A 17,094-nucleotide genomic window follows, 5' to 3' on the forward strand; every position below is an offset into this window, starting at 1 on the left:
GTCCGTACATACGCGGTCCGGCGCGGACATGTTCAAAACTTCAATGAAGGTGTCAGGCTGTCTGACAGGTTGGCCGAACTTCACCCCTGCCGCAGCAACGGACCCACTGCGGCGCCGAACTCCCCCATCTGGTCGACGAGTTCACTCCGGCTGCGGCTCCGGAACCGCACCTGCACCTGGTGCACCCCCATCGTCCGGTACGCCCGCAGGGACTCGGCGAGGGCCTCCGGCGTGCCGCTGAGGGTGCGGCGCCCCACGTCCCACGCGGGTGCGCCGACGTACAGCGGCTCGGCGATGGCGCCCACGGTGAACTCACCCTGGACACCGGCCCGTTCGCGCAGTTCCCGCAGCCGGGCGAGCTGTGCGGGCAGGCGGTCCCTCGGATCCCCCTGCGGCAGCCAGCCGTCGCCCTTGAGGGCGGCCCGGCGGACGGCGGCGGGGGACGAGCCGCCGACCCAGAGCGGGACGCGGGGCTGGGCGGGCCGGGGCCGCTGGCCCAGGTCCTCGTAGTCGTACGACTTCCCGTGGTGGGACGGGAACTCGTCCGGCCCGAGGGCGGCGCGGAGGGCGTCGACGGTCTCGTCGAGGACGCTGCCGCGGTGCCGGAAGTCGACGCCGAGCGCCTCGAACTCCTCCCGTACGTGTCCGGCGCCGACGCCGAGGATCAGCCGGCCGCCGCTGAGGTGGTCGAGGGTGGCGTACTGCTTGGCGGTGAGGAGGGGGTGGCGCAGGCCCACGACGGCCACGTGACTGAGGAGGCGGACTCGTTCGGTCACGGCGGCGAGGTGGGCGAGGGTGGCGACGGGGTCGTACCAGACCGTGCCCATGGCGTCGGCCAGGCGGCGCGGGATGGCGACGTGGTCGCAGCAGGCGACGTAGGCGAAGCCGGCGCGGTCGGCGGCGCGGGCGACGGCGACGAGGTCGGCGGGGCCGGCGTCGGCCTCCCAGGGTTCGGCGTACAGGGCGGACTGGGACTGGACGGGGAGCTGGATGCCGTAGTCGAGGCCGGTCACCTCGTCCCACCGGCCCACAGGCCGTCCTCCGTGAGCCCCAGCAGGTCGATCGCGTTGCGGCGGACGATCCGCTCCACGACGTCGGCGTCCAGGTGCCCCATCTGGGCCTCGCCGACCTCCCGCGACTTGGGCCAGGTGGAGTCGGAGTGGGGGTAGTCGGTCTCGTAGAGGACGTTGCCGAGGCCTATGGCGTCGAGGTTGCGCAGGCCGAAGGCGTCGTCGAAGAAGCAGCCGTAGACGTGGTCGGCGAAGAGCTCGGACGGCGGGCGGTGGACCTTGTCGGCGACGCCGCCCCAGCCGCGGTTCTCCTCCCAGACGACGTCGGCGCGCTCGAGGATGTACGGGATCCAGCCGATCTGCCCCTCCGCGTACATCACCTTGAGGTTCGGGAAGCGTTCGAACTTGCCGCTCATCAGCCAGTCGACCATCGAGAAGCAGCAGTTGGCGAAGGTGATGGTGGAGCCGACGGCGGGCGGGGCGTCCTCGGAGGTGGAGGGCATACGGCTGGAGGAGCCGATGTGCATGGCGATGACGGTGCCGGTCTCGTCGCAGGCGGCGAGGAAGGGGTCCCAGGCGTCGGTGTGGACGGAGGGGAGGCCCAGGTACGGGGGGATCTCGGAGAAGGCGACGGCCCGGACCCCGCGGGCCGCGTTGCGGCGGACTTCCTCGGCGGCCAGCTCGGCGTCCCAGAGCGGGATGAGAGTGAGCGGGATGAGGCGGCCCTGGGCCTCGGGGCCGCACCACTCCTCCACCATCCAGTCGTTGTAGGCGCGCACGCAGAGGAGGCCGAGCTCGTGGTCGGCGGCCTCGGTGAAGGTCTGGCCGCAGAAGCGGGGGAAGGTGGGGAAGCAGACGGCGGACTGGACGTGGTTGACGTCCATGTCGGCGAGGCGGGCGGGGACGTCGTAGGAACCGACGCGCATCTGCTCGTAGGTGATGACCTCCAGCTTGATCTCGTCCCGGTCGAAGCCGACGGCGGTGTCGAGGCGGGTGAGGGGGCGGTGCAGGTCCTCGTAGACCCACCAGTCGCCGACGGGGCCGTCGTCACTGCCCGGGGTGCCCATGACGGGCTTGAAGCGGCCGCCGAGGAAGGTCATCTCCTTCAGCGGGGCGCGGACGATGCGGGGTCCGATGTCGAGGTACTTCTTCGGCAGGCGGTCCTGCCAGACGGCGGGCGGTTCGACGGTGTGGTCGTCGACGGAGATGATCCGCGGGAAGGTCTCGTTGGTCTCCATGAAGGCACGGTAGCGCCGATCTGACGGTCCGTCAGCTAGGACGGCAACGGTCGGCGGCCGGTGCCGATGTCGGACTCTGTGTGAACGCGTGCGGGGAGCATGTGAGGGTCGTGTGCAGTCTCGTGTGCCGCCCTGTGATCCCGGTGTGCCGCCCTGTGATCGGCGTCTCCCACGGCTGACGGTTCCGGCATGGACAGGGCAAACTGACCTGGTTGGTCATGATGCCTAGGGGGACCCCGATGCACGACCGTGTAGGACACGGCGGCCCGCGCGTGCCGGAGCAGAGGCGTCCCGGCTCCTCGGGGGAGCCGGCGGCGCTGCGCTTCGACGTGCTCGGCCCGGTGCGCGCCTGGCGCGGCGAGGAGTCACTGGCGACCGGATCCCCTCAGCAACGCGCCCTGCTCGCCGCCCTGTTGCTGCGCGAGGGCCGTACGGCGACGGCCGCCGAGCTGATCGACGCGCTGTGGGGCGAGGAGCCGCCGTCGCAGGCGCTGGCGGCGGTGCGGACGTACGCCTCACGGCTGCGGAAGGCGCTGGACCCGGGCGTCCTGGTGAGCGAGTCGGGCGGGTACGCGGTGCGCGGGCTGGGGGAAGGCGCCCTCGACCTGGTGGTGGCGCAGGAGTGGGCGACGGAGGCGGAGAAGGCGCGCGGGGCCGGGGATCTGGGCCATGCGCGGGAGGTGCTGAACCGGGCGCTGGGCCTGTGGGACGGGGAGGCGCTGGCCGGCGTACCCGGCCCGTACGCGGAGGCGCAACGCGTCCGCCTGGAGGAGTGGCGGCTCCAACTCCTCGAATCCCGCCTGGACATGGACCTGGAACAGGGCTGTCACGCGGAGGCGGTCTCGGAACTGACGGCGCTCACGGCGGCGCATCCGCTGCGCGAACGCTTCCGTGAACTGCTGATGCTCGCCCTGTACCGCAGCGGGCGCCAGGCGGAGGCCCTCGCGGTGTACGCCGACACACGGCGGCTGCTGGCGGAGGAGCTGGGCGTGGACCCCCGCCCGGGCCTGCGCGAGCTCCAGCGCCGGATCCTCCAGGCCGACCCGGACCTGGCGGAGCCGTCCGCCCCGGCGGCCGAACCGCCGTCGGCGCCGGTACGACCGGCGCAACTCCCCGCCACCGTCCCCGACTTCACGGGCCGCAAGTCCTTCGTGACCGAGCTGAGCGAGGTGCTGGCGGGGGCGTCGGGCGGCGACGCGGGCACCGGCCGGGTGATGGCGGTGTCGGCGCTGGCGGGCATCGGCGGCGTCGGCAAGACGACGCTGGCGGTGCATGTGGCCCACCAGGCGCGGGGCGCCTTCCCGGACGGTCAGCTGTATGTCGACCTCCAGGGCGCCGGCGCGCGGGCGGCCGAGCCGGAGACGGTCCTCGGCTCCTTCCTGCGGGCCCTGGGCACGGCCGACTCGGCGATCCCGGACTCGCTGGAGGAGCGGGCGGCGCTGTACCGCTCGGTGCTGGACGGCCGCCGTGTCCTGGTCCTGCTGGACAACGCGAAGGACGCGGCGCAGGTACGTCCGCTGCTGCCCGGGACGGAGGGCTGCGCCGCCCTGGTGACCTCCCGGGTGCGGATGGTGGACCTGGCCGGGGCCCACCTGGTCGACCTGGACGTCATGTCGCCCGACGAGGCACTGGCCCTGTTCACGAGGATCGTGGGTGAGGAGCGGGTGGCGTCGGAGCGCGAGGCGGCTCTGGACGTGGTGGCGGCGTGCGGCTTCCTGCCGCTGGCGATCCGGATCGCGGCGTCCCGTCTGGCGGCCCGCCGCACCTGGACGGTGTCCGTCCTCGCGGCCAAGCTCGCGGACGAGCGCCGCCGACTGGACGAACTCCAGGCCGGCGACCTCGCGGTCAAGGCGACCTTCGAGCTGGGGTACGGCGCACTGGAGCCCGCCCAGGCCCGGGCGTTCCGGCTGCTGGGGCTGGCCGACGGGCCGGACATCTCCCTGACGGCGGCCGCGGCGGTGCTGGATCTGCCGGTGGAGGAGACGGAGGACCTGCTGGAGTCCCTGGTGGACACGTCGCTGCTGGAGTCGGCGGCTCCGGGGCGATACCGGTTCCACGATCTGGTCCGGCTCTACGCGCGTGCGTGCGCGGAAAGGGACGAACAGCCCCCCGGGGAGAGGGACGCGGCGATGTCCCGGCTGCTGGACTTCTACCTGGCCACGGCGGCGGGCGTGTACGCGATCGAACGTCCCGGGGACCGGCTGGTGGACCATCTGGAGGAGACCGGTGCCGCGGGCTTGGTCTTCCCGGACCGTCATGCCGCCCAGGACTGGCTCTACGCCGAGGCTGTACCGCTCCTCGCCTGTGTCCGGCAGTCGTCCGGCGGCGCGACGCTTCGACGGGCGGTCGATCTGCTCTGGGCCGCAGTCGATCTCGCGGAGTCCGGCGCGAACTTCAGGGAGTACGAGGCGGCGGCAGCCGCCCTGCGGGATGCCGCGCGGGCCGCTGCGGACAGCCGCGCCGAAGGGCGGGCGAACCTCATCCTGGCCAACGCCCGCCACTGGTCGGGGCAGTTCGACCAGGCCGACCAGGAGGCCCGGGAAGCCCTCAAGCTCTCGGAGGCGGCAGGCGACCCGTTGCCATGCTGCTGGGCCGCGAACATCCTGGGCGCCTTCGCCTACTACCAGAACCGGTACGCGGAGGCCGAGGAGTACCTCGAGCGTGCCATCAATGACTTCCGCGCCTGTGGCGACCTGCCCGGCGCGGCAGCCGCGTTGTGCAACCTCTCCCGCCTGCACCTGGAGACGCAGCGCCCGGAGAGCGCCGTCCACCTGGCGCGGCAGGGTACGGAGACGTACGAGCAACTCGGGCATTCGCTCAAGGCCGCGAATGGGCACTACGCGCTTGGGATGGCCCTCGGCAAGAACGGCCAGCTCGTCGACGCGGCCGCGCACCTCGCCAAGGCCCTGGAGGTCTTCCGGGAGAGCCGTCAGAGGCTGTGGGAAGGGATGACCCTCTTCCGCCTGGCCGAAGTGGACCTGCTTGCACAGCGCCCCGCTCCGGCCGCCACCAACGCCGAAATGGCCCTGGCCTCGCTGAGGGGCATCGGCGGCGAGTGGCGGCGAGGGAACGTCTTGACAGTTCTCGGCAAGGCGCTGAACGGGATCGGCCACTCGGGACGGGCCCAGGTGTGCTGGCGCGAGGCACTCGAGATCTACGAGGAACTGCAGTCCCCCGAGGCCGCTGAGGTGCAGGTACTGCTCGCGCCCGCCACGGCCGCCTGAAGCCGGCAGGCGACGTTCATCGTTCGTTTATCGCCTCCCGGCACCCTCCTCTTGTCGGATCCGTCGCGTCGGGGGGCAGACGGACGGCCGGTGAGGGTCGCCTTACTCGCGATCTAGAGTGGGCGGCTCGAGGGCCCTTCCGGTCACCCTCGGGGGAGTGACCGGAAGGGCCCTCGACAGCTTGAAGGCAACCAGCAAGGGGAGACACCAGCATGAGCGACACCAGCAGCAAGGACGAGCCGGTCATCAAGCCGCTCAACACGCACATCACCGACGCTGAGGCCGGCACGGTGGTGAAGCCGCTGAACACGCACATCACCGACGTCGACGACGAGAGCGACGGCGGCGAGGCGACCCCGGACAACACGCACATCACGTCCGACCCGAAGTAAGTGCTCAGCTCAGACGAGTGACGACTTCGGCCGCGACGGCGCGGAGGGGAGCCGTCGCGGCCGATGCATGGCTGATGAGACGTTCAGGTCATTCTGCGGCCAGATTCGATCACTTCTCTCGAAAGATCGTTCCCTTTGACTCCAGGGCCATCGGCGCCGGAAGTCCCCGCGCTCTTAAGGGAGTTGGAATGACCCGCACCAAGAAGATCATCACCACCATCGCCCTGGTTCTCAGTGCCACTGCCGCTGCCGCAAGCCCGGCCCTGGCCGAGAACCATGCCACGACCTCGCCGCAGGACACTGTCGTGGCGCCGCTGGAGAACCACGCCACCTGATATCAGGTCGGCAACTAACGGTGATGTGGCCGGGCTTGGGCTCGGCCACATCACCATGCCACAGCGGCGCTGAGGGGGAGCCGCCGCGGCCGAGGTTGTGTCACCGATCAGGCGGCGCCTTCCTGTGCGCTCTGTGACGAATCACTCACACACTGGCGTGGCGTTGCGTACCGTAAAAGAGGTTTACGTTGCGCAACGCAACTGGAAAGAGACGGTGGTGAGTTGTGCCCCCGCGCAAGGATCCCGACGCCTCGGCGAACGTTCCGTCCTTCTACGGCGCCGAGTTGCGCTACCAGAGGGAGCTGGCGGGTCTGACGCTCGAACGGTTGGCGGAAGGGAGCTTCCACGGCATCCCCTTTCTGAGCCAGATCGAGCGCGGTGAGCGTCGGATGCCCCTGGATCTCGCCCAGCACGTCGACAAGGTGCTGAAAACGGACGGGTTTTTCGAGCGGCGTTGTGAAGACGCCCGAAGGGCCCGGCAGTCGGGGCACGCGGAGTATTTCGCGGACGTGGCGGAGATGGAGCGTCACGCGGAGACGATCGAGGAGTGGGCGCCGATGCTCGTCCCCGGTCTGTTGCAGACGGCGCCCTACACGCGGGCGATCGTACGAGCGGCCATGCCGCGAACCTCGGACGGGGAGGTCGAAGAGAAGGTGGACGCCCGGATGGGGCGGGCCAAGCTCTTCACCTCGGAGAACCCGCCCAAGTTCTGGGCCATCCTCGACGAGTCCCTGATCCGCCGAGCCGCTCTTCCCCCTGGGGAGATGGCGGAACTGCTGAATCACATCGCGGGAGTGATCAGGAGCACGCAGTCCATTCTGCAGATCGTCCCGGAAACATCCGCCGCTCATCCCTTCATGATGGGCATGACCAAGTTCATGACCTTCGCGGACGCCCCTCCTGTCGTGTACACCGAGAGCCTGCACAGCGGTCAACTCATCGACTATCCGGCGCTCGTGAAGCAGTACCGGGAGTCGTACGTCTGCTCAGGGCCGTCGCAATGCCGCCTGAGGCGTCCCTGGCGATGATCGAGGCTGCGGCAGAGGACTATCGACATGGCAAGCCACGAGATTGATCTGAGCGCCGCCCGCTGGCGCAAAAGCAGCTACAGCAACGGCACTGGCGGTGATTGCGTCGAGGTCGCCGACAGCCGCCCCGGCGTCGTCCCCGTCCGCGACTCGAAGCGTGCCCGGGACGGCGACCCCGTACTGCTCTTCCGGACCTCCGCCTGGGCCGCTTTCCTCACCTCCCTGCAGAGCTACTAGCGCGCATCCCGCCTCACCCACCCACGGGCGGTTATCCACAGGGCAAGCGGAGAACTGGCCGGACTGCGATCTTGGGTGGGTGGAGCGGAGGGCGTTGCGGGAGTTGGCGGAGGGGAGAGTCCTCCTTACTTCGCGTGCCCTTGACGCCGGGTGGCCCAAGCGGAGCCTCGCACGGGCGCTCCGGGCGGACGGTTGGACTCTCCTGAGAAACGGCGCCTGGGCCGAGCCGGGACGGAAGCCGGACCTCGTCACACGACTCCGGGCAGAGCAACTCCTCAACCCCCGGCTCGTCGTGAGCCACCGTTCGGCAGCCCCCCTGTGGCGGATCGAGACCCTGACCCGAGCCTCTCGTACGCCCCTGGAGTTCACCGACCCCGAGCTCAGTCACCGGCCGGAAGGGCGAGACGTACGCGTGTACCGCACGCGCCTGGAGCCGGCGGACGTGTTCGAACGGCGGGGCCTGCGGGTCACCGGCCCGGTGCGGACACTCACCGACCTGCTGCTGACCGGCCCCAGGGACGACGCCCTCGTCGCCGTCGAGTCGGGACTCGCCCGCCGCACAGTCGACGGCGTCCGCCGCGCACCGCTCACCGACCTCGACACGATCAGCTCAGCTCTCGGGGCACGGGTACAGGCACGGGCACGGGGCGCGGCCAGGGCATGCACCTGGCTCCGCCTGTGCGACCCGCTCGCCGGATCCCCGGCTGAGACGATCGCCCGCCTGCGCATGTACGGCGCAGGCCTCCGCCCCGAGTCGCAGGTCGCCCTCCGTGCACCGGACGGGCGCAGGACCGTGCTGGACTTCTTCTTCCGTGCCGAGGGCCTGGCAGTGGAAATCGAGGGCTATGCCTACCACGGCGCCCGCGATGCTCACCGGCGTGACGTGATCCGCTTCAACTCACTCCAGCAGTGCCCGGAAGTCAGACGCGTCCTGCGCTTCACCGCCGAGGACGTCTTCCACCACCCCGGGCGGATGATCCAGGAGATCCGCGCTCTCCTGGCGGCCGAAACTGGAAGGGGCGTCGTGTGAGAGGGCGTCGCGAGAGGGGCTTGGACAGGTGCCGGACTACCACATGTGACCGTCGGGGCCGCCCGCTTCTTGGCCAGTGTCGTGCTTCCGCGACCCCAGTAAAGGGCGCTACGCGTCGGCTACGCCGATCGGCCTGCGGCCGACCCTTGACTCGGCCCGCTCCAGCACGGGTGAGAAGCGAGCGGGCGGCCGGGGGAGGAACGGTGGCCCAGGCACGCCGGCCCTTGGGTTGGCTGCGTACTGAGCCGGGGTGGAGGTGCGCGCTCGCGCCTCACCTGCACGCCGGGTGAGCTGGCGGCTTGCGGCCGGTGGATGGTGGGGGCGCACCAGCGCGGTGAGGGCACGCCGGGCCGGCTCAGCGGCCTGCGGGCCAGTCGGAGGGCGGCGCATCAGCGATGAGGGATGGCGGGCGGGCCCTCACACAGTTGGCTGATTGGCGGGTTGGTGCCACGTCCGAGGCCCGCCCCCACCTCAGCCGCCCCGCACCTGGCGCAAACCCACCGATTGCCGTCCGACGGCCATGAGCGTGGTCGACGGCGTCCACCGGGTCGTCGCGGCTTCGCCCGGCTACCCGACCGTGTACTGCGTGCCCCCGAAGTCCGCCACCAGCCGCAGCTCTCCGCCGAGGGCTCGCACATAGGAGCGCAGGGTGGCGAGATCCGTGCGGTCGATCTCGCCGTGCTCGAGCGCCGAGATGCGGGGCGTGGAGACACCCATGGAGTCCGCGATGTCACGCTGGGTGAATCCCTGTTCGCGGCGGATCTCGGCCAGCGCGTAGGCCCGGACCTCGGCGAGGAGGCGTTCCATGTCGGCCCGCTTCTCCTCGGGGGTCCTCACGGGCAGTCCGGCGGCCCTCCGCTGCTCGGCAGCCCGGCGCTTGACTTCCTCCCAGCCGACGGTGCTCATTCGCACTCCCTCATATCAGCTCGGCGGTGTGTTCCCCGCGACGGAAATTAACGCGAGCGATAACCGCACAGCTGACATTCCCGATCTATCACCCCAATGGGTGAAAACCGCCACGGACACGCAACTCCCCCTTCACCACCTTCCCACTGGCATTCCGCGGCAACTCCCCCACGAACTCCACCACCCGCGGCACCTTGTAGTTCGCCATCTCCCGCCGCGCCCAGGCGATCAGGTCCTCCCCGGTCACCAGGGCCCCGGCCCGCCGCACCACGTACGCCTTCCCGACCTCGCCCAGCCGGGCGTCCGGGACGCCGATCACCGCCACGTCGGCCACGTCGGGGTGCAGGCCCAGGAGTTGCTCTATCTCCGCCGGGTACGCGTTGAAGCCGCCGACGATGAACATGTCCTTGATGCGGTCGGTGATGCGGAGGTTGCCCGTCTCGTCCAGGACGCCCACGTCGCCGGTCCGCAGCCAGCCGTCCTCCGTCAGGACCTCGGCCGTGGCGGCCTCGTCCTCGTAGTAGCCGCGCATGACGTTGAAGCCGCGGACCAGGACCTCGCCGGGGGAGCCGGGGCCGAGCGCGGTTCCCTCGCCGGAGACCACCTTCACCTCCGTGCCGGGTATCGCCCGGCCGGACGTCGACGCGATCACCGACGGCTCGTCTCCCCGGCGGCACATCGTCACGATGCCGCTCGCCTCCGAGAGGCCGTACGCCGTCAGGACCGTGCCCACGCCCAGTTCGCCCCGCAGCCGCTCCACCAGCCGCAGCGGCACGACCGCCGCGCCCGTCACCACCAGCCGCAGCGCCGAGAGGTCGTAGGCGTCCCGGGACGGGTGGTCCAGGAGGGACTGGTGGAGGGTGGGCGGGCCCGGCAGTACCGACACCCGTTCCTTCGCCACGTTCGCCAGGACCGTGTCCACGTTGAACACCGGCTGGGGGATCATCGTCGCGCCCCGCATCAGACAGGCGATGACGCCCGCCTTGTAGCCGAAGGTGTGGAAGAAGGGGTTCACGATCAGATAGCGGTCGCCCCGGCGCAGGCCGGCCAGGTCGGACCAGATCTCGTACGCCCGCAGCGTCTGGGTGTGCGTGATCACCGCGCCCTTCGGGCGGCCCGTGGTGCCCGAGGTGAAGATGATGTCCGACGGCCAGAAGCCGTCCACCGTCTCCGCCCTCGCCCGCACCTCGCCCGCCCCGAGCCCCTCCCCGCTCGCCAGGAAGTCCTTCCAGGTGCGGAAGCCCACCGGCGCGTCCTCCGACAGGACCACCACCTGCTCCAGCTCCGGCAGGCCCGGCAACGGACCCTCCCCCGGCCCCTCCCCCGCCGCCCGCCTCAGCGACGCCACGTACGACGTCCCAAGGAACGTGCCCGTCACGAACAGCAGCCTCGCGCCACTGCGCTTCAGCACGTCCGCCGCCTCCGCGCCCTTGAAGCGGGTGTTCAGGGGGACCAGGACCGCGCCCGCCGACACCGCCCCCAGCGCCGCCACCATCCAGTCCAGCGAGTTCGGCGCCCAGACCGCCACCCGGTCGCCCGGCTCCACGCCGTTCGCCATGCACGCGGCCGCCGCCCGTTCCACCCGCGCGCCCAGCTCGCCGTACGAGATCCGGGTACGGCCCTCCACCACCGCCTCGACGTCCGTGTACCGTCCGGCCGCCCATCGGACCAGCCCCGGGATCGTCCCCCACTGCCCGTCACCGCGCACGACGACCTCCCCACACTGCTTGCTGACTGGTCGTCAGATTAGCTGTAATCTGACGGACTGTCAGCTCCCACCATCCCCTCCGCGGAGGTGCGCGCGCCATGCCAGGAGCAGCAGGACTCAAGGACGCCACCGCCATCGCCGGCATCGGACAGACCCCCTTCGCCAAGCACCTCCCCGAGGACGAGAAGACCCTCGCCTGCCGTGCCGTCCTCGCCGCGCTCGACGACGCCGGGATCGCGCCCGGCGAGGTCGACGCGCTCGCCTCCTACACCATGGAGGAGACCGACGAGGTGGAGCTGGCGAAGGCCGTCGGCTTCGGGGACCTCACCTTCTTCAGCCGCGTCCCCTACGGGGGCGGCGGCTCCTGTGCCACCGTCGCCCATCTCGCCGCCGCCATCGCCGCCGGGCAGGCGTCCGTCGGGGTGGCGTGGCGGTCGCGGAAGCGGGGCAGCGGGCCCCGGCCGTGGACGAACACCGTCGTCCAGCTCCCCACCCCGGCCCAGTGGACCCGGCCCTCCGGCCTCCTCCGGCCCGTCGACGAGATCGCCATGCTCGCCCGCCGCTACATGTACGAGTACGGCGCCACCCGGGACCATCTGTTCAACGTCGCCCTCGCCTGCCGGAACCGGGCCAACCAGAACCCCGCCGCCGTGATGTACGAACGGCCCCTCACCCGCGAGTCGTACATGACCTCCCGCTGGATCAGCGAACCCCTCTGCCTCTACGACAACTGCCTGGAGACGGATGGCGCGCTGGCCTGTGTGGTCGTCTCACGCGAACGCGCCCTCGACTGCCGGCACCGGCCCGTCCTCGTCCACTCCGCCGCCCAGGGGCTGCCCGCCCAGCACCACGGCATGGTCAACTACTGGAACGACGACCCGCTCACGGGCCCCGCCTGGACCGCCGCCCGACACCTGTGGAAACACGCCGACTTCACCCCCCAGGACGTCGATGTCGCCCAGATCTACGACGCGTTCACGCCCCTCGTCCCCCTCTCCCTGGAGGGCTACGGCTTCTGCGGCCGGGGCGAGGGAGGCGCCTTCACGGAGGGCGGCGCCCTGGAGATCGGCGGGCGGCTGCCCCTCAACACCGGCGGGGGCGGCCTCTCCGAGGCGTACGTCCATGGCTTCAACCTCATCAACGAGGGCGTGAAGCAGTTACGGGGGACCAGTACGGCCCAGGTCCCGGGCGCCGCCACCTGTCTCGTCACCGCCGGCGAGGGAGTCCCCACCTCCGCACTGCTTCTGAGGAGTTGAGATGCTCGAGCCCCTCGTCGACCCCGACGGCGCCCCCTTCTGGGAGTACGCCGCCCGGGGCGAACTCCGCGTCCAGACCTGCGCCGACTGCGGCGAACCCCGCTTCCCGCCCCGACCCTGCTGCCCGCACTGCCAGTCCTTCGTGAGCGCATGGGCCCTCACCTCCGGACGCGGACGCATCTGGTCCTACGTCGTCCCGCATCCGCCCCTCCTGCCCGACTACGCCGAGCACGCGCCGTACAACGTCGTCCTCGTGGAGCTGGCCGAGGCGCCCCGGATACGGCTGGTCGGGAACCTGGTGCGCGAGGCCGGAGCGCCGCTCGGCTCCTTCCCTCCCGACCGTGTCCGCATCGGCGCCCGCGTGCAGGCCGTGTTCGACGGGAACCGTCCTCCCCAGTGGATCCTGGAGCGCCCGTGAGCCTGCGGACCGCCCTCGACAAGGACACCGGCGTCGCCGTCGTCACCCTCGACCGGCCGGACCGGCTCAACGCCATCGACCTCGACATGGCCCGGCAACTCATCCGGACCTGGCGGGAGTTGCGGTTCGACGACTCCGTACGGGCCGTCGTCCTCACCGGTGCCGGGCAGCGCGCCTTCTCCACCGGGCTCGACCGGGACGCCGTCGTACCGCAGCCGTCCTCCCCGTACATGCTGGACGATCCGCTCCTGACCATCGGGCCGAAGGCGAACGACCTGTGGAAGCCGGTCGTCGCCGCCGTCGAGGGGATGGCCTGCGGGGGCGCCTTCTATCTGCTCGGGGAGTGCGAGTTCCTCGTCGCCGGCGCCGACGCCGTCTTCTTCGACCCGCACACCACCTACGGGATGGTCAGCGCGTACGAGTCGGTGCTCATGGCGCAGCGGATGCCCTACGGGGAGGTCGCGCGGATGATGCTCATGGGGACCGCCGAGCGGATCTCGGCCCGGCGGGCGTACGAGACCGGGCTGGTGTCGGAGGTCACCGACACCGGTGGGGCGTTGGAGGCCGCTCTGGCCTGTGCCGGGGTCATCGCCGGGTATCCGGCCGCCGGTGTCCAGGGCACCGTACGCGCCCTGTGGACGGCGAAGGAGGCGGCCCGGGCGGCCGGGTTCGCCCAGGCGCCGTATCTCATCTCGCTGGGGAACCTGCCCGCCGAGCGGCAGGCGGAGTTGTTCGCCGGCCGGCGGGCGGGCGGGTTCCGCACGCGCTGAGGGGCGCGGGCCGGCGGAGGTCCGCCGGTCCACGGCCGTCACCGCAGGCCAGCGCCTGTCGCGATCATGTCATCGCCTGGCGACCGGCGCGTACTCGGCGTAGCGTCTGGGGTGAGAGCGGCGAACGGGCCGCTCCCCGCAGCGACGGCCGCCGTCCGGCCCCCTTTCCGTGTAACTCGGTACGACGGCCGTCCCGGACGGCACAGAGGCGGCGCTACGCCGTTCTCGCCGTCCCGGTCCCCTTCTCCGCGTCCAGCGCGTACACGCACCGGTCCTTGCTGCACGCGTACACCACGCCGTCGCGGACCACCGGGGAGCCGGTGATCTCGCCGCCGGTCGCCAGCTTCCAGCGCAGCCGGCCGTCGTCGGCCTTCAGGGTGTAAAGCAGGTGGTCCGTGGAGCCGAAGTGGATCCGGCCCTCGGCGACCGCGGGGGCGCCCACGATGTCGCCGCCCGCCTGGAAGCGCCACTTGGGGGTGCCCGTGACCGCGTCCAGGGTGTAGAGGCCCTTGCCGCTGCCGACGTGGACGTGGCCGGCGGCCACCAGCACCGGGTCGACGGAGGAGCGGGCCTCGGTGGCGATGCGCCAGCGGTCGCGGCCGTCGGTGGCGTCGAGGGCGTAGACCGTGCCGAGGTAGTCCGCCAGATACACCCCGCCGCCCGTCACCGCGGGTCCGGGGACGAAGGCGGGCGGGGAGAGGAAGACCGCCGGGGCCTCGAAGTGCCAGCGCACCCTGCCGCTCGCCACGTCCACGGCGAGGACCCGGGTGCCGGCGCAGATGTAGGCGTAGCCGTCGGGGGCGGGGGTGACACGGACCGGGACGCCGCCGCAGGAGGCCATGTCGCCGATGGGGTACGACCAGCGCTCGTCGCCGGTGCGGGCGTCCAGGGCCCGCAGGCGGGCGTCCTGCCAGATGTAGACCGTGCCCTCGTGGAGCGCCGGTCCGGCCTCCGGGGACTCGAAGTCGGTCTGGCAGCCGGTGACCTCCCACAGCTTCTGGCCGGTGGAGGCCTCCCAGGCCTGGACGCCGCCGCCGCGGGTGCCGGTGACGACCGTGCCCCGCTCGGCCTTGAGGCAGTACACCCAGGCGTCCGTCGGCAGCCGCCACAGGTCGGTGCCCTCCCGGGCGTCCAGGGCGAACAGGGTGGGGCCGTCGGAGGCGTGGACACGGCCGTCCGCGACCGCCATCGACCAGGCCACGTCCCGCGTCTTGAAGCGGCGGCGGCCGGTGGCCACGTCCAGGGCGTGCACCTCGAAGGAGGTGACGTAGACGAGGTCGCCGTCGACCGCCGGGGTGCCCCAGACGTCGTTGGACATGCGGAAGCGCCAGGGGCGCCAGCCCGCCGGGGTGTCCGGGGCCGCCGTGGGGGCCGCCGGTGCCGTGGTCGGCTCGGCGCCGTTGACGCCGGGGCGGACCCGGGTCCAGTGGGCGGAGAGGGCGGGCTCGGGACCGGTGGCCCGGACGGCGGTGGCGCGGACGTCGGCGACGCGCGGGCCGGGGCCGATCGGCACGGCCGCGCCGGCCAGGCGCACCGGGCCGGTGTCGGGGGCACCGACCGCGACGGGTGCGGGCGGGGACTCCGGAGGAACCGGGACGACGGGGTCGTGCGAGGGCGGGGGCGGTACGGCGGGCCGTGCCAGGCCCACGCCGCCGCCTGCGCCGCCTCCGCCGCGGCCCGAGGCGGACGTGGCCGGCTTGCCGACCGGGCGGCCGCCGCGGCGGGTCTCGATGAGCGCGACGGCCTTCTCGGGCAGCCACGCCGACGCCGTACCGCTGTCGTCGGAGCCGGAGCCGAAGAGGTGAGGGGCGAGCTGGGCCTGGAGGTCGGCCGGGTTGGGGCGGGCCGTGGCCTCCATCTGCATGCAGGACTCGATGAGCGGGCGCAGCTCGTCCGGGAGGCCTTCGAGGTCGGGGCCCTCGCGCAGCAGCATGAAGACCGTCTCGACCGGGTTGGCGCCGTGGAAGGGCGGGTGTCCCGTGGCGGCGAACACCAGCATGGAGCCGAGCGAGAAGACGTCGCTGGCGCCGGTGACGCTGCGGGAGTCCTTGGCCTGCTCCGGGGACATGTAGGCGGGCGTGCCGACGGCGACGTTCGTCATCGTCAGACGCGTGTTCGAGACGCCGGACGCGATGCCGAAGTCGATCACGCGGGGGCCGTCCTCGACAACGAGCACGTTCGAGGGCTTCAGGTCGCGGTGGACGAGCCCGGCGCCGTGGATGGACTGCAGGGCCTCCGCGACGCCCGCGGCCAGCCAGCGCACCGCCTGGGCCGGGAGCGGCCCGCACTCGTTCACTATCTCCTCGAGCGACGGCGCGGGCACGTACGCGGTGGCGAGCCACGGCACGGCGGCGCGCGGGTCGGCGTCGACGACCGCGGCCGTGTAGAAGCCGGAGACCGCCCGGGCCGCCTCCACCTCACGCGTGAAGCGCACGCGGAAGAGCTGGTCCTCGGCGAGCTCGGTCCGGACCGTCTTGATCGCCACGCGCCGGCCCGAGGCCGAGCGTGCCAGATAGACCAGCCCCATGCCCCCGGCCCCCAGCCGTCCCAGCACCTCGAACGGCCCGATCCGCCGCGGATCGTGCTGTGTCAGCTGATCCACCACTTGCCTGCCACCTCCCCGTACGAGCCCCGTCACCCATATGTGTACGCGACCCCGTGCAGCGTCTCACCACCGCACCGCCATGGCGGCACGCACCCTGATTCTTCCTGGCCGGGCCACCGGTTGCGAACCCGGGAACAATCAGGGTGTCCAATACCATTTACCGCAAAAAGTTACAGCTCATCGCTCCAGAACCGCGAACGACGCCCCCTGATTGTCCGTGACGACGGCCACCGTGCCGTACGAGGCGGTGAACGGGCCCGCCGTGACGCGTCCGCCGAGCCGGCTCACCGCACCGATCGCCGCCTCGCAGTCCTCGACGCCGAAGTGGACGAGGAAGTGCGGCGGCATGACCTCCGGGAAGACGTCGGTGACCGGCACCCGGCCGAAGTCGGGCTCGGCGCCGGGGCCGAAGAGGGCCTCGTGGAAGAGGTGGCCGTAGAAGGTGTTGGCGGTCTCGGTGTCACGGGCGTACAGCTGCGCCCAGGCGAAGGCGCCGGGCCGGTGCCGGATGCCGAAGCCCTGGTGGCTGCCCGCCTGCCAGAGGCCGAAGACGGCGCCCTCGGGGTCGGCGGCGAGAGCGGCGGTGCCCAGCCCGTCGACCGGGAACGGCGCCATCACGACCTGCCCGCCGGCCACCTGGATACGGCGGGCGGTCGCCTCCGCGTCCGGCGTCGCGAAGTACACCGTCCAGACGGTGGGCATACGGCCGTCCGTCTTGTGGGCGAGCGCGGCGACCGGCCGGCCGTCGAGCCGCGCCCACACGGAGGCGCCGTACGCCGTCTCGAAGGTCCATCCGAAGAGCTCACCGTAGAACCGCTTGCCCGCGTCCACGTCGGGAAGCTGCGCGTCCACCCAGCAGGGGACGCCCTCTGCGTACACCGATGCCCTGTTTTCGGCCATGCAGCCAACCTAGCGGCGCTTGACGCACGCCGCAGAC

The 17,094-nt window shown here is 71.7% G+C and carries 14 protein-coding genes and 1 pseudogene; 9 read left to right on the plus strand and 6 right to left on the minus strand.

Going from position 1 to position 17,094, the window contains the following annotated elements:
* Positions 1–80: 80 nt before the first annotated feature.
* Both IE263_RS11850 and IE263_RS11855 read right to left on the minus strand, forming a co-directional pair.
* Positions 81–1,031 (minus strand): TIGR03619 family F420-dependent LLM class oxidoreductase, encoded by a 951-nt coding sequence (locus tag IE263_RS11850; protein WP_229910919.1) that lies wholly within the window; start codon positions 1,029–1,031, stop codon positions 81–83.
* The gene (locus IE263_RS11855; RefSeq protein ID WP_189935166.1) at positions 1,010–2,248 is read right to left on the minus strand and encodes an amidohydrolase family protein; all 1,239 of its coding nucleotides are present in this window, start codon (positions 2,246–2,248) and stop codon (positions 1,010–1,012) included. The genes IE263_RS11850 and IE263_RS11855 overlap by 22 nt, the downstream gene beginning before the upstream one ends.
* Positions 2,249–2,487: 239 nt before the next feature.
* Between IE263_RS11855 and afsR the strand changes: the two genes are divergently transcribed.
* The 6 genes and pseudogenes from afsR to IE263_RS11885 all read left to right on the plus strand — a co-directional run bounded on the left by afsR (position 2,488) and on the right by IE263_RS11885 (position 8,494).
* The gene (gene afsR / locus IE263_RS11860) at positions 2,488–5,472 is read left to right on the plus strand and encodes an SARP-family global regulator AfsR (RefSeq protein ID WP_189935167.1); all 2,985 of its coding nucleotides are present in this window, start codon (positions 2,488–2,490) and stop codon (positions 5,470–5,472) included.
* A gap of 212 nt (positions 5,473–5,684) precedes the next feature.
* Positions 5,685–5,864 carry a hypothetical protein gene (locus IE263_RS11865; RefSeq protein ID WP_189935169.1) on the plus strand — a complete coding sequence of 60 codons (180 nt, stop codon included), beginning with the start codon at positions 5,685–5,687 and terminating at the stop codon, positions 5,862–5,864.
* A gap of 188 nt (positions 5,865–6,052) precedes the next feature.
* Positions 6,053–6,199, plus strand: coding sequence for a hypothetical protein (locus IE263_RS11870; RefSeq protein WP_189935171.1), 147 nt, complete (start codon positions 6,053–6,055; stop codon positions 6,197–6,199).
* A 224-nt stretch (positions 6,200–6,423) separates the two neighbouring features.
* Positions 6,424–7,274 (plus strand): annotated as a pseudogene (locus IE263_RS11875) (helix-turn-helix domain-containing protein).
* Complete coding sequence (locus IE263_RS11880; RefSeq protein ID WP_189935173.1) at positions 7,255–7,464, plus strand: DUF397 domain-containing protein; 210 nt, start codon at positions 7,255–7,257, stop codon at positions 7,462–7,464. Before IE263_RS11875 ends, IE263_RS11880 begins: the two are co-directional and overlap by 20 nt.
* A 292-nt stretch (positions 7,465–7,756) precedes the next feature.
* The gene (locus IE263_RS11885) at positions 7,757–8,494 is read left to right on the plus strand and encodes a putative endonuclease domain-containing protein (RefSeq protein WP_308430608.1); all 738 of its coding nucleotides are present in this window, start codon (positions 7,757–7,759) and stop codon (positions 8,492–8,494) included.
* Positions 8,495–9,061: 567 nt separating this feature from the next.
* Here IE263_RS11885 and IE263_RS11890 read toward each other — a convergent pair.
* Positions 9,062–9,400, minus strand: coding sequence for a helix-turn-helix domain-containing protein (locus IE263_RS11890; RefSeq protein ID WP_189935177.1), 339 nt, complete (start codon positions 9,398–9,400; stop codon positions 9,062–9,064).
* A gap of 88 nt (positions 9,401–9,488) precedes the next feature.
* Positions 9,489–11,108, minus strand: a complete 1,620-nt coding sequence (locus tag IE263_RS11895) for a FadD3 family acyl-CoA ligase (protein ID WP_189935178.1) — start codon at positions 11,106–11,108, stop codon at positions 9,489–9,491.
* Between the two features lie 98 nt (positions 11,109–11,206).
* On the opposite strand from IE263_RS11895, the gene IE263_RS11900 reads away from it, so the two are divergent.
* The 3 genes from IE263_RS11900 to IE263_RS11910 are packed head-to-tail and all read left to right on the plus strand — an operon-like array spanning position 11,207 to position 13,552.
* Positions 11,207–12,364 carry a lipid-transfer protein gene (locus tag IE263_RS11900; protein ID WP_189935180.1) on the plus strand — a complete coding sequence of 386 codons (1,158 nt, stop codon included), beginning with the start codon at positions 11,207–11,209 and terminating at the stop codon, positions 12,362–12,364.
* A gap of 1 nt (position 12,365) precedes the next feature.
* Positions 12,366–12,782: a Zn-ribbon domain-containing OB-fold protein gene (locus IE263_RS11905; RefSeq protein ID WP_189935182.1), complete on the plus strand. Its 417-nt coding sequence runs from the start codon at positions 12,366–12,368 to the stop codon at positions 12,780–12,782.
* Positions 12,779–13,552 carry an enoyl-CoA hydratase/isomerase family protein gene (locus IE263_RS11910; protein ID WP_189935184.1) on the plus strand — a complete coding sequence of 258 codons (774 nt, stop codon included), beginning with the start codon at positions 12,779–12,781 and terminating at the stop codon, positions 13,550–13,552. Before IE263_RS11905 ends, IE263_RS11910 begins: the two co-directional genes overlap by 4 nt.
* Before the next feature lie 214 nt (positions 13,553–13,766).
* On the opposite strand, the gene afsK is transcribed toward IE263_RS11910, so the two are convergent.
* Together afsK and kbpA are read right to left on the minus strand one after the other, a co-directional pair.
* A complete protein-coding gene (afsK, locus tag IE263_RS11915; RefSeq protein WP_189935186.1) occupies positions 13,767–16,157 on the minus strand; it encodes a protein serine/threonine kinase AfsK in 2,391 nt (796 codons plus the stop codon).
* Positions 16,158–16,334: 177 nt separating this feature from the next.
* Positions 16,335–17,057 (minus strand): AfsK-binding protein KbpA, encoded by a 723-nt coding sequence (gene kbpA / locus IE263_RS11920; protein WP_189935188.1) that lies wholly within the window; start codon positions 17,055–17,057, stop codon positions 16,335–16,337.
* Positions 17,058–17,094 lie beyond the last annotated feature (37 nt).

The sequence above is a fragment of the Streptomyces aurantiogriseus genome (assembly GCF_014649375.1).
Classification (GTDB): Bacteria; Actinomycetota; Actinomycetes; order Streptomycetales; family Streptomycetaceae; genus Streptomyces; species Streptomyces aurantiogriseus.

Coding starts and splice junctions, on each gene's coding strand:
- IE263_RS11855 (WP_189935166.1), bottom strand. CDS start 2,248: ATGGAGACCAACGAGACCTTCCCGCGGATCATCTCCGTCGACGACCAC.
- afsR (WP_189935167.1), top strand. CDS start 2,488: ATGCACGACCGTGTAGGACACGGCGGCCCGCGCGTGCCGGAGCAGAGG.
- IE263_RS11865 (WP_189935169.1), top strand. CDS start 5,685: ATGAGCGACACCAGCAGCAAGGACGAGCCGGTCATCAAGCCGCTCAAC.
- IE263_RS11870 (WP_189935171.1), top strand. CDS start 6,053: ATGACCCGCACCAAGAAGATCATCACCACCATCGCCCTGGTTCTCAGT.
- IE263_RS11880 (WP_189935173.1), top strand. CDS start 7,255: ATGGCAAGCCACGAGATTGATCTGAGCGCCGCCCGCTGGCGCAAAAGC.
- IE263_RS11890 (WP_189935177.1), bottom strand. CDS start 9,400: ATGAGCACCGTCGGCTGGGAGGAAGTCAAGCGCCGGGCTGCCGAGCAG.
- IE263_RS11900 (WP_189935180.1), top strand. CDS start 11,207: ATGCCAGGAGCAGCAGGACTCAAGGACGCCACCGCCATCGCCGGCATC.
- IE263_RS11905 (WP_189935182.1), top strand. CDS start 12,366: ATGCTCGAGCCCCTCGTCGACCCCGACGGCGCCCCCTTCTGGGAGTAC.
- kbpA (WP_189935188.1), bottom strand. CDS start 17,057: ATGGCCGAAAACAGGGCATCGGTGTACGCAGAGGGCGTCCCCTGCTGG.